General features: G+C 60.3%; 10 protein-coding genes. 4 read left to right on the top strand and 6 right to left on the bottom strand.

What is annotated here, in order from left to right:
• The coding region (locus P3T20_RS34950) for a hypothetical protein (protein ID WP_429289295.1) at window positions 1-530 on the top strand (530 nt) is incomplete at its 5' end.
• Between the two features lie 190 nt (window positions 531-720).
• Complete coding sequence (rpoD, locus tag P3T20_RS34945; protein ID WP_074266426.1) at window positions 721-2,706, top strand: RNA polymerase sigma factor RpoD; 1,986 nt, start codon at window positions 721-723, stop codon at window positions 2,704-2,706.
• A 106-nt stretch (window positions 2,707-2,812) separates the two neighbouring features.
• Here the strand turns inward: rpoD and P3T20_RS34940 are convergent, their stop codons facing one another.
• The 3 genes from P3T20_RS34940 to P3T20_RS34930 are packed head-to-tail and all read right to left on the bottom strand — an operon-like array spanning window position 2,813 to window position 5,627.
• Window positions 2,813-3,565: a response regulator transcription factor gene (locus P3T20_RS34940; RefSeq protein WP_429289294.1), complete on the bottom strand. Its 753-nt coding sequence runs from the start codon at window positions 3,563-3,565 to the stop codon at window positions 2,813-2,815.
• A 13-nt stretch (window positions 3,566-3,578) separates the two neighbouring features.
• Window positions 3,579-4,940: a sensor histidine kinase gene (locus tag P3T20_RS34935; protein ID WP_074266428.1), complete on the bottom strand. Its 1,362-nt coding sequence runs from the start codon at window positions 4,938-4,940 to the stop codon at window positions 3,579-3,581.
• Window positions 4,941-4,949: 9 nt separating this feature from the next.
• A complete protein-coding gene (locus tag P3T20_RS34930; protein ID WP_074266429.1) occupies window positions 4,950-5,627 on the bottom strand; it encodes a response regulator transcription factor in 678 nt (225 codons plus the stop codon).
• Window positions 5,628-5,884: 257 nt separating this feature from the next.
• On the opposite strand from P3T20_RS34930, the gene P3T20_RS34925 reads away from it, so the two are divergent.
• Window positions 5,885-6,151, top strand: coding sequence for a DUF4148 domain-containing protein (locus P3T20_RS34925; RefSeq protein WP_429289293.1), 267 nt, complete (start codon window positions 5,885-5,887; stop codon window positions 6,149-6,151).
• Between the two features lie 200 nt (window positions 6,152-6,351).
• A complete protein-coding gene (locus P3T20_RS34920; protein WP_429289292.1) occupies window positions 6,352-8,022 on the top strand; it encodes a glycoside hydrolase family 13 protein in 1,671 nt (556 codons plus the stop codon).
• Window positions 8,023-8,074: 52 nt separating this feature from the next.
• On the opposite strand, the gene P3T20_RS34915 is transcribed toward P3T20_RS34920, so the two are convergent.
• The 3 genes from P3T20_RS34915 to P3T20_RS34905 all read right to left on the bottom strand — a co-directional run bounded on the left by P3T20_RS34915 (window position 8,075) and on the right by P3T20_RS34905 (window position 12,807).
• Window positions 8,075-9,460, bottom strand: coding sequence for an FAD-binding oxidoreductase (locus P3T20_RS34915; RefSeq protein WP_429289291.1), 1,386 nt, complete (start codon window positions 9,458-9,460; stop codon window positions 8,075-8,077).
• 37 nt (window positions 9,461-9,497) lie between these two features.
• Entirely contained in the window at window positions 9,498-10,667 is a 1,170-nt protein-coding gene (locus P3T20_RS34910) for a fumarylacetoacetate hydrolase family protein (protein ID WP_429289290.1), read from the bottom strand.
• A gap of 100 nt (window positions 10,668-10,767) precedes the next feature.
• Complete coding sequence (locus P3T20_RS34905; protein ID WP_429289289.1) at window positions 10,768-12,807, bottom strand: acetoacetate--CoA ligase; 2,040 nt, start codon at window positions 12,805-12,807, stop codon at window positions 10,768-10,770.
• Window positions 12,808-12,816: the final 9 nt, after the last annotated feature.

Raw genomic sequence — 12,816 nt, 5'->3', positions numbered from 1 at the left:
CTGACGAATTGTTCAATCATCTTGCGATGAAAAAACCTTCCTTTCATTACTGTGTGAGACTTGATACTTTCGCTTTCGCAGCAAACCCCGAAAGGTTCACCGCCGCGTCGCCATCAAGCGCCCACACTTATCGGCTGTTAATTTTTAAAGAACTCTCGCTCAGAAGCTCTGCTTTCTTCGCGTCCGTCATCAAACGGGAGGCGAATTATGCGATGCGGTTCCGGGGCCGTCAACCCCATCCACGAAAAAAGTTTGCGAGCACATCGAAGTCAACGTTCATGACCTCCGCTGCGTTGATGAAGACGACGATCGCGCATGTATTACGCCCCACGTCGCAAGCGCGCAGCTCGTTCCTCACGTATCTCGCAACAACATCTTGTTTGCCGCGAGGTCGCCCCTACATATGGAGGGCAACGCAAGGAACGTCGTCACGTGCGGGGATTCGTCATCATGGTGATCTGCCCCCAGGGCACACACCACTTGACCATTTTCAACATATATCTCACGAAAGAGAGGAGTTCGCCCTCTAGTTCGTATATAATCGTTGGCCGCGCGAATTTCGCGCGTCTCTATGGGCCCGCTTCGAGCGGGCCAATCTTTTCGCTCTTTGCGAGCATAGACAAACCAGCCGCATGTATCACTCAGGTGATGTTGCGGCCTAGCCGAAACGCCTGAGCGACGCGTCTTGCGCCTCATAGCGAAGCCTTCGAGGAGAAGACATTGAACCCTTTCGATCGGGATGATTCCGGAGACAACGCCGGATACTCAATCAAGGCCCCTGCCGGGCGAACCGCCAAAGGCAAGGGCGCGGGTAAAGCGATCCCGGTTGCTGCCGAAACGTCGCAGCAAGTCGAAGAACAGCAACGCCAGATGCGCGCCCTGATCCAGCTGGGCAAGGAGCGCGGCTACCTGACGCACGCGCAGATCAACGACCACCTGCCCGACAACTTCGCGCAAACCGCGGCGATGGAAACCATCGTCGCCACCTTCAACGACATGGGTGTGGCCGTCTACGAGACCGCACCCGACGCTGAAGCGCTGCTGCTGAACGCCAACTCGCCGGTGGTCACTGACGACCAGGCCGACGAAGAAGCCGAAGTCGCGCTGTCGACGGTGGACTCCGAGTTTGGCCGCACCACCGACCCCGTGCGTATGTATATGCGCGAAATGGGTGCAACGGAACTGCTGACCCGCGCCGGCGAAATCGCCATTGCCAAGCGTATCGAAGATGGCCTGCATGAGATGGTGCAGGCGATCGCCGCGTGCCCGTCGGCCGTGTCGGCCATTCTGGCCAGCGCGGATCAGGTCGCGGCCGGTGAACTGCGCATCGACGAACTCGTCGACGGTCTGAACGAAAACATCAACGCCGAAGAAGTGGCGGATGACAGCGTCGAAGCCGCAGCGGATCTCGACACCGACTCAGCAGACAGCGACGAAGCCGACGGCGACGACGACATCGCCGCAGACTCGAGCGCGGTAGACGAAGCACGTCTGAAGAAGCTGACGGCCGACTGCCTCGAGATCTTCGACCGCGTGCGTACCCGTTTCGACGAAGTGGGTACGCTCCACGAGAAAGAGGGTAGTTCCTCGGAAGCGCATCTGCGCGCGCGCCAGGACATCCAGCAGGAACTCGCGGCGCTGCGCTTCACGGCGCGCACGATCGACCGTCTCTGCGGCGACGTGCACCATCAGGTCACGCAGGTCCGTGCGATCGAGCGGCGCGTGCAGCAAATCGTGCTCGAAAAGAGCGGGATGCCGCGCGAGCTGTTCATCGACTCGTTCCCCGGTCACGAAACCGATCTGGGCTGGACGATGCGCATGGCCGCCAAGTCGAAGGAATTCGGTGCCGCACTCGAGCGTAATCTGCCGGCCATTCAGGCCGAACAGCAGAAGCTGATCGCCATCGAAGCCGCCGTCGCCCTGCCGCTGAAGCAACTGAAGGACATCAACCGGAAGATGGTTGCTGCCGAATCGAAGATGCGCAAGGCGAAAGGCGAGATGATCGAGGCGAATCTGCGTCTCGTGATTTCGATCGCGAAGAAGTACGTCAACCGCGGCATGCAGTTCCTGGATCTGATTCAGGAAGGCAACATCGGGCTGATGAAGGCCGTGGACAAGTTCGAATATCGCCGTGGCTGGAAATTCTCCACGTACGCCACGTGGTGGGTGCGTCAGGCTGTGACGCGTTCGCTGGCCGATCAGGCTCGCACGATTCGCGTGCCGGTGCACATGATCGAGACGATCAACAAGCTGAACCGCATCTCGCGCGAGATTCTGCAACAGACCGGCCAGGAAGCGCATCCTTCCGTGCTGGCTGCGCGGATGGATCTGTCGGAAGAAAAGGTCCGCAGCATCCTGAAGATTGCCCGTCAGCCGGTTTCGATGGAAACGCCGATGGGCGAAGACGGCGATGCAACGCTGGGCGACATGATCGAAGATTCCTCGGCCACGTCGCCGGCGGAAGCAGCGGTGCAGGCCGACTTGCGGATCGCGATCGACGACGCGCTTGATTCGCTCTCGCCGCGTGAGGCGAAGGTGCTGCGCATGCGCTACGGTATCGACACGAAGTCGGACCATACGCTGGAAGAGGTCGGCAAGCAGTTCGACGTCACGCGCGAACGGATCCGCCAGATCGAAAGCAAGGCGATGCGCAAGCTGATGCATCCTAGCCGCGCGGATCGACTGAAATCGTTCCTCGACCGGTAAATCGGTAAGTTTAAAAGGGGCTCTGGTTGTTGAAACCAGGGCTCTTTTTCTATGCACTCGGCAGATCGATCAAAGAGCCGGGTGCGCAAATCCGCTCCTCGATCCGTCATGGAGAATTCTCCACGGCAGTGCGCTTACGTGAATCGCCCGAGTACGGCTCGGAAGCATCTTGCATATCGAGGACTACGCGATACCCCACCCGCGGCATCGTAACGAGGCGCAAGCCCCATGCGGACTCCACTATCCTGCGCCGTAACGCCGACACGAGGCGCTGCAGTGAAACGCCATCTGCCTCCGCATCGCCGAACACGTAACCGATCAGTTCATCGCGCTGCACGACGCTGCCGGCATTGCGCAGCAGGCATTCCATCAACAGGTACTCGCGCCGCGTCAAAGGCAATTCAGTGCCATCCGCGCCGATCAGGCTGCGCTTGGTGCGAGAAAGCACCGCACCGCCAGCCAAAGACGACGACGATGATGCGACTGGTACAAGCATGTCCGCATCCACTTGTGCACCATCACGCCAAAGCGCATGCAATCGCGCCTGCAGTTCAGCGTACTCATAGTCCCCAGTAAAACACGCGTCTGCGCCCGCATACAACGCCTCAATCCGCGCATCCTGATTGCCTGGCGCATCGATGATCACCAGCACGGTATGGACCGGCCGCGCCACCATCGCGCGTGCTGCGTCCGCAGCTTCTCCCGCGCAGAGCACGATCGCCGCATCAATATGCTCGACTGCCACCAGATAAGCCGCATCAATAACGCGTTCCACGCTCGAAACACTGTGATTCGCTTCAATCAGCGCAGCGGCCAGATACTCGGCACGTGTCCCGCTTCCCACACACAAGATGCGCATGACATCCCCCCGCTCATAAGCCGCGCCGCTCCGGCCAGCAATCGAGCGCGACACACGTGCCCGGATTGGCATCCTCGAGCGCCAGCCTGAAATCATGCAGACGAGCGACCGCCTGCACAACCGAAAGACCCAGCCCGGAGCCCGGCGTGTCGCGCGTGCGCTCGCTGCGATAGAACCGCTGCAGCACCGCGAGCTTTTCTTCGCGCCGAATCCCGGGGCCGTCATCGCGCACCGTGATACGCGGCCCTTCCGCGCATTGCGACACTGCGATCACCACTGTCCCATCTTCTGGCGCAAACTTGATCGCGTTATCGACAATGTTGACCAACGCTTCGTACATCAACGGATAATCGGCACGCACATGAAGCACGGGTTGCAAATCGAGTTTCAATTCGACGCTTCTCGCAGCAGCAACAGGCGCATAAAGCTCGCCTATCTGCTGGCACAAGGCACACATATCCGTATCGCTGAACTCTGCGCGACGATGCAATGCTTCGATCTCCGAAATACGCAGTATCGCGGCGAAGCGCTTGAGCACTTCGTCCGTCTCCTGCGCGGCTAGCTGCACACGCTGCGCATCGGCATCCCTGAGCGCTGTAGGCTCGATACGTGCAAGCAGCGACCGGATATGAATGAGCGGTGTACGCAGATCGTGAGCAATCCCATCGCATGCGCTTTTGACCTCGTTCATCAAACGCGATATTTCGTCGAGCATATGATTGACGATCTGCGACAACCACGCGAGTTCATCGCCGCCGCGCTCCGGCAAGCGCGTATTCAGGTTGCCTTGCGCGATCAGATTCGCGAGACGACGCATCTCCTTGATACGCCGCAGTTGCACAGCCGAACACAGGACGCCGAAACCGAGGCCACCCAGCAACGCAATCGCGCCGCTCCATGCGATGCCGCCCAGCATGTAATCGCGCAAACGTGTCATTTCGTCCACGTCACGGGCAATCACCAGCACATCGCCATCGGCAAGCCTCGTGGCCTTGGTCCGCATATATTGTGGCCGCTCGATTTTTAGCGATGTCAGCTGCGGCCTGAACCAGACGCCATCTCCGTTGGGCTCGACAGCGGCCGGCCGCACGGCGATATCGCCCTTGAGATACTGGCCATCCGGCGCGAACACACCGTAGTAGTTAACCGGCCGGCGGATCGTCGTCCTGATACGCGCATCGATCTGCTCGAGCATGAGATTGCGAGGCAATGCCGCGAAGTACTGGAATTGCCAGTTGATGTTGTAATCGGCCTGGGTCGCCGTGTAGTTCGCAGAGCTACAGTAGTTAACCCATACGAGTCCCAACACGGAGCCGGCAAACACCAGCGCGTAGATCATCAGCAAACGGAATATCGTGCTACGCCACAAGCTCATTGTCATGGCCTAGCCCAGCATGTAACCCGATCCACGCACGGTCTTCAACAACGGACGCATGCCTGCGAGATCGATCTTCCGCCGCAGCAACCCAACGTACACCTCAATCAGATTGGTGCCCGGATCGAAATGCATGTCCCATACAGACTGAAAGATCATCGTGCGGGTCAGGATCTGCCCGGAGTTGCGCGCGAAGTATTCAAGCAGTTTGAATTCCACCGGCGGTAGCGCGACCACATGCTCGCCACGCGTCGCCGTGCGGGCAATCAGATCGATCTCGAGATCGTCGACGCGCAGCACCGTGGACGCAGCTTGCTGCCGACGTCCGCGCCTGCGTAGCAGCACTTCGATACGCGCCTTCATCTCTTCCGCGGAAAACGGCTTGGGAATGTAATCGTCACCGCCTGCGAGCAGTCCGCGCACCCGCTCGTCGACATCGGACAACGCGCTGATCATCAAGACCGGCGTTTCGATGCCCACGCCGCGGATTGTCTTGAGAATCGTCAGCCCATCGATGCCGGGCAGCACGCGGTCGAGCGTAATGACATCGAACTCGTCGTGCACCGCACGCGCGATGCCGTCCTGTCCGCTCAAAACCCACTCCACCTCGAAACCGGCGTCGCACAACGTATCTACGATGTCGCGCCCGACAATGCGATCGTCTTCAATCGTCAAGATTTTTGCCATGGTCTGCGTGGCCGGCGTTATGGAAGCCGGCGCCAGGAAAGCGAACCCGCAGTATCTCAAATGCGCTGCAGTGCAACATGAAAGTTCCTTTAGGTACGCATTCAATGCGACCCCATCACTCGATAAACAAACCTTAATCTTTGCCAAGCGAGCATCCGCAATCACGTTGCGAAGATGTGAATGCACCGCGCGCAGAGGGCAACAAGCGCCTGTCTCGCGGTGCGGAACCATTCACTCCCCTCCCAAGGTTGCCACTCATGAAACGCACACTCGCCACGCTATTGCTTACCGGTACGCTTTCCCTGCTTGCCGCCGCTGCCCATGCCTCTCCCGCTCAAGTCCCTTCACAGGGTTTGACACGGGAACAAGTGAAGGCGCAGTTGTACCAAGCATTCTTGAACGGCACGACCGCCGCCGACGAGAAGACGTCCTATCCGTCACCTCCCGAGGATCGGACAGAAATCGCGGCGCAGCGTGTCAAGGAAGCACGCGTGGACCCCGCCTATGCGAACTTCGTCAGGTAAGCGCTCGCGCGCTATCTGCCTTCGAGGCCGCATAATCACGGTTGCGCGCCGGCATGCTGTGCATGCCGGCTCTACGTCGGGGGTTCACCGTTAGCGGTTGCGACGTCGTGATGCCGTCGTGCACCTGGCACCTTGTCATCCTGCCAATCCGGGGCTTTACCAGAAGCTCTGTCCGGGCAGACTCACAAGAGGGACGCAACATGAATATGCGCACGAAAGACTTCACCACCCCCGCAGCCTGCACCAACCTGGAATGGTGGCGCAGCGCGGTGATATATCAGATTTATCCCCGTTCTTTCGCAGACTCGGACGGCGACGGTATCGGCGATCTGCCCGGTATCACGGCAAAACTGCCCTACCTGGGGCGTCTTGGCGTCGACGCTATCTGGCTGTCGCCGTTTTATCTCTCGCCGCAAGCGGATGCCGGCTACGACGTCGCCGACTATCGCGTCGTCGATCCGTTATTCGGCACACTGGACGACTTTGACCGCATGCTCGAGCAGGCGCACGCGCTGGGCATGAGGGTGATCGTCGATCTGGTGCCCAATCACACGTCCGACGAACACGCATGGTTTCAGGCCGCGCTGCAATCGCCGCCCGGCAGCGCCGAGCGCGCGCGTTACCTGTTTCGCGACGGCAAAGGCGCGCACGGCAATTTGCCGCCGAATAACTGGCAAAGCGTGTTTGGCGGTAACGCGTGGTCGCGTGCGCCGGGCGACTCGCAGTGGTATCTGCACCTGTTCGACCGCAGGCAGCCAGATCTGAACTGGGACCACCCCGACGTTCGTTCGGAGTTCGAAGATGTACTGAAGTTTTGGCTAGACCGGGGCGTGGATGGCTTCCGCGTCGACGTCGCCCACGGCCTCGTCAAGGCGCCTGGGCTGCCCGACTGGGCCGGTCAGGCCGCAATGGTGGAGGGCACCGAGGGCGGAGACGACAATCCAGGCCCCATGTGGGATCAGGAGGACGTGCACGAGATTTACCGGAGCTGGCGCCGCCTGCTGGACAGCTACCCCGGCGAGCGCATGATGGTGGCGGAGGCATGGATCGCGCCGCAGGCCCGGCTTACCCGCTACATTCGTCCCGATGAAATGCAACAGGCCTTCAATTTCGACTATCTGCTGACGCACTGGGATGCGGCTGAAATCAAGGCTGTCGTCGACAGTTCGCTGGCTGCCTCAGCAGCAGTCGGCGCGCCCACGACCTGGGTGATGTCCAATCACGACTCCGTGCGCCATACGTCGCGCTATGGCTTGAGCAAACCGGGGGCTCGACCTAAAGGCATCGCTGCGGACGGCGAGCAGCCAGACGAAGCGTTGGGATTGCGCCGCGCGCGTGCCGCCGCCTTCCTCACGCTTGCGCTGCCGGGATCGGCATACATCTATCAGGGCGAGGAACTGGGTTTGCCCGAGCACACCATGCTCGAAGCGCATTATCGGCAAGACCCAGCGTTTTTCCGCACCAATGGCGAAGAAATCGGACGCGACGGCTGCCGGGTGCCGCTGCCCTGGCTAGCGGACGCACCGTCCTTCGGCTTCGGTCCGAGCGAGAAAAGCTGGTTGCCGCAGCCGGAAAATTTCGCGCGCTATGCGGTGGATCGCCAGGAAGGCGTGTACGGTTCGACGCTGGAACTGTATCGACAGCTTCTTCAATTGCGGCATGACTACAAGCTCGGCAATGGCCAGTTGCGCTGGCAGTCCGGCGATTCGTCAGATGTGCTGAGCTTTGACAACGGCACGCTATGCGCGGTGATCAATCTGGGAATGCGCCCCGTCACACTGCCGCCCGGTAGGCTGCTGCTATCGAGCGAACAGCGAGACGCATCGGGACGCTTGCCTGGTAACGCGGCGGCGTGGCTGGCTTTGCGCTGAGACTAACGTTAAAGACCAAGAGGCCACCTACTCCATCGGAGAGGTGGCCGCCCTAAAATATCTTCCCCGGATTCAAGATCCCATTCGGATCGAGCGCGGCTTTCACGGCACGCATCGCGGCAACATCCGCATCGCTGCGCGTGAACTCAAGATACGCTTTCTTCTTGGTGCCAATGCCGTGCTCGGCGGAAACCGATCCGTGGAATTCGCGCGTGACATCGTAAATCACGTCGTCGATCTCGCCATGCAAAGTCTTGCCTGCTCCCGGCACGTCCACAACGATATGGATGTTGCCGTCGCCAAGGTGACCGTAAATCATCACCAACGCCTGCGGCCAGCGCTCACGCAAACGGACGTCGCATCGCTGGGCGACATCGCCAACGTTGCTGATTGAGAAGCTCACGTCGAACGCGGCATGATCTGGAATGAACTTCGGATACTCGCCCGGCGCATCGCGGATCGCCCAGAACGCAAGCGCATCCGACTCCGAGACAGCTAACGCCGCATCACTCACTATCTCCGCCTCCAACATACGGCCGAGAAATTCCTCAAACGCTTGCGCATGCCGCACCGGATCACCGCCTACGCTTTCGAGCAACACGTAAAACGGATAGCGCTCCGCCACGGGCGCACGAAGTTCAGGCAGATTCGCAAGCACCGCGTCGTAGTAACCGGCCCACATCACCTCAAAGGCGGAAACGCCAGCCGCGAGCCCGGCCTGGGCTTCTTCGAGCAACTTCGTCACCGCACTGTATGACGGCAGCGCGCACCATGCAGTCGCAACCGCTCGAGGCCGCGGCCTCAAACGCAGCACCGCACTCGTGATGACACCGAGGGTACCCTCGCTGCCGATCAGCAGATTCCGCAGGTCGTAGCCGCTATTGTTCTTGATCATCTTGTGCAGCGCGCCTACCACTTCGCCGCTCGCCAGCACCGCTTCGACGCCAAGCACCTGGTCTCGCATCATTCCGTATTTGATGACGCGGTTACCGCCTGCATTCGTTGCGAGATTGCCGCCAATCGTGCAACTGCCGCGCGCGCCCAGATCGAGTGGGAAGTAAAGATCCGCGTCGAGTGCGGCCTCCTGCACGACCTGCAACGGCGTTCCGGCTTCGACCGTCATCGTGCCTGAAACACGATCGATTTCGACGATGTGGTTCATCCGGTCAAGACTCAGCGCCAGTTCGGCATCGAGCACATTCGCACCACCAACGAGCCCAGTCAGTCCGCCTTGCGTAACGACAGGCTGGCGATATTCGTTGCAGATCCTCATCGCCGTTGCGACTTCGTCCGTATTGCGCGGCCGGATGAGAGCGCGCGGCGTCTTGCCCGGCAACCCGCTCCAATCCACCACCTGACGTGAACCGAACTGCTCCGGCAACGTCACCACGTCTGCACCTAGCGCCTCAAGCAACGCCTTCACAACATCGCCTTGCATGACTGTCTCTTTTAAAGGAATGCGCTTCAGGAAGGATCTACAGCAGTCCGCGTTTTGCAAGACTCTGATAGAGCGCTCTGACACCAAAGGTCCACGGAGGAATCTCGGTCGAAAGCTGCACTGTGTTCACCAAAGCACCTAGCGAAGGCGTCGCAATCGTCACCACATCGCCAAGATGGTGAGTGAAACCCGCGCCGGGCGCATCGCGATCCTTGATCGGCGAGAACATCGTGCCGAGGAACAACATAAAACCATCGGGGTACTGATGATGTTTTCCACTGGTCTGCGCGACGAGATCAGCCGGATCGCGACTAATCTCCTTCATATGACTCACACCTTCCAGCACAAAATCATCCGTGCCTTCGATGCGCAGCGACAAGCTCGCTGCGCGTACGGTATCCAGTGTGAAGCGCTCGTCGAACAGACGCACGAACGGCCCGATCGCACACGAGCCGTTATTGTCTTTTGCCTTGCCGAGCAGCAAAGCCGAACGGCCTTCGATATCGCGCAGATTCACATCGTTACCGAGCGTTGCGCCAACAATCTGAGCCGAGCTATTCACGGCCAGCACGATCTCCGGTTCCGGGTTGTTCCACACGGACGTGGGGTACAGACCAACGTCAGCACCGAGCCCTACGGCCGACATCGGCTGGGACTTAGAAAACACCTCGGCATCCGGCCCGATACCGACCTCCATGTATTGGGACCATGCACCGCGTCGCTCGAGTTCAGCTTTCAGTTTCATCGCCGCGTCCGAGCCAGGTTTGATCTTCGCGAGGTCAGTGCCGATCAGTTCCGTGATGGTCCGGCGCACTTCGTCAGCCTTGCCGGCGTCGCCGCCCGCCTGCTCCTCGATCACCCGTTCCAGCAGGCTCACGGCGAAGGTTACGCCGCACGCCTTGATCGCCTGCACATCGCAAGGCGCAAGCAGTCGTATGTCAGCTTGACCCGCCGACGCCAAACTTGCTTCTAGCAACGCATGGACTGATCCCAGCGCCTCTCCAGGCGCAGTGCGGGCGATTTGCACGGCGTCGGCCCGATCGAACAGATCGGCCGTCGTGGGCACCGTGGACGTGATATCGAAGACCTGCCCGCCGCGAACTACCACGACAGACGGTCCATTAACCGGCGCGGGGCGCCATACGCGGCCTACGAGCAGCGCCTGGTCGAGATCATTGGGAAGCAAGGAAGCGGGTTCGATTCGCATATCGTCATGTCCGGAGCATTGACCAAAAACCGATCCTATCCATGACGACGCAGAGTGTCCACCTCTTGATGCACGCGGCACGTTCTGGGAACGCGCCGCACTACGCCTGACGATGCGCCGCGTGCAGGGCGGCTTGCCGCACATACCAGTCCAGACACTGCGGATTGGCCATGGCTTCGCGATTGACCACCTTCTCGAGTGCGTGGCCGAGAAACAGTTTCTTGATCGGTACTTCCTGCTTCTTGCCGGACAGGGTGCGCGGAATTTCCGGTGCCTGCAGAATCTGATCCGGCACGAAACGCGGCGATAGCGATGTCCTGATTGCCGCCGCCAAACGCGATTCGAGCGCGGCGTCCAGCACGATGCCGTCGCGCAGCACCACAAACAGCGCCATATAGCTCTCGCGGCCGAGAAACTCGAGATCGATCACCATTGAATCGAGCACTTCAGGCAAGGCCTCGACCGCAGCGTAGATCTCGCTTGTGCCCATGCGCAAGCCGCTACGGTTGATCGTGGCGTCGCTACGGCCGTAAATGATGCATCCTCCGTCCGCTTCGATCTTGAGCCAGTCCCCGTGACGCCACACGCCGGGATAAACGTCGAAATAGCTCGAAAGATAGCGGGCGTTGCCTTCATCCCCCCAGAAATACAGCGGCATGCCTGGGATGGGCCGGGTGCATACCAGTTCGCCGACCTCGCCAATCACCGGCTGCCCCGCTTCGTTCCAGACCTCGACTGCAGCGCCTAGCTGGCGGCACTGCATTTGCCCCGGCACTTGCGGCAGTTCCCGGTTACCGGTGGCGAAGTTGCAGCACAGATCGGTGCCACCGGAGATATTGATCCACCAGATGTCCGGCGTACCGATTGCAGCAAATTGCTCAGTACCCCAGCGCTGGACATCTTCCGGCAGCGGCGAGCCAGTGCTGCCGATCGCACGCATCCGCGAAAGATCGCCGCAGTCGGCCAGAGAAAGCCCCGCCTTCTTACAGTTGCCGTGAAAAGCCGCGCCTGCTCCCAACACGGTAATGCGATGGCGGGCCGCGAAGCGCCACAGCACGCCCCAGTCCGGATGTTCCTTGCGGCCATTCGGACTACCGTCGTAAAGGCAGATCGTCGTGCCGGCCAACAAACCTGAAAGCTGCACGTTCCACATAATCCAGCCGGTCGACGTGTACCAGTGGAATCGTTCGCCAAGATTGTTGCTGCTATAGCTCGCGCCGAGGTCGTTAAGCAACGCGACGGCCATTGCGGTCACCGCGACGCCGCCCTGGCTTTGCACAATCGCTTTAGGCAGACCCGTGGTGCCGCTCGAATACACCACCCATAGCGGATGATCGAACGGCAGCCACTCGGGAGCAAACGCGGCCGTAGCCGCATCGTCGCGCGCGACCGCGTCGGCAAAGCTGAGCGCATCGTCCACGCGTGATGCCGCATGCGGCGTTTCCAGCACGATCAACGTATGCACATCCGGCAGCGCGGCACGCAACGAGGCCACCACCTGGCTGCGGTCCATTGGACGGCCGGCATAGTGGACACCATCGGCCGCGATCAGAACGCGCGGCTCGATCTGACGAAACCGGTCGATTACAGCGTTAAGCCCCATGTCAGGTGCACACACGCTCCACACCGCCCCGATACTGCTGCAGGCGAGAAACGCCACAATCGTCTCGGGTACATTGGGTAAATAAGCCACAACGCGATCGCCGCGCTGCACTCTGCGTTCACGCAAGGTCAGTGCAAGCGAGGCAGCCTGTCGTTTCAGTTCGGGCCAGCTTAGCTCTCTTGTGCGGCCCTGCTCATCCTCGCTGACGATAGCTGGCATACCTGCGGCATGTGCGGCGTCCGCATGCCTAAACACCTGATGCGCGTAGTTCACCTGTGCACCAGGAAACCACCGTGCCCCCGGCATGCGTTCCTCGGCCAGCACCGCGCTGTAGGGTGTCGACGAGAGCATGCCGCCAAACTCCCAGACGCTTGCCCAGAACGCGTCGAGGTCGGAGACCGACCAGCGCCACAGCGCATCGTACGAATCGAAGGAGAGGCCGCGGGTTTGCTGCAACCACTCCTGGTAGAGGCGAATTTGCGGAGCGCAAGTGGGACCAACAGCCGGGTCTCTAGCGACAGAATCTGCTTGGTTCATATTTTCGAT

The sequence above is a fragment of the Paraburkholderia sp. GAS206C genome, from assembly GCF_050435645.1.
GTDB lineage: Bacteria > Pseudomonadota > Gammaproteobacteria > Burkholderiales > Burkholderiaceae > Paraburkholderia > Paraburkholderia phenazinium_B.
The sequence above is the reverse complement of the archived record's forward strand: the minus strand, read 5'-3'. Positions and strand labels throughout refer to the sequence as shown.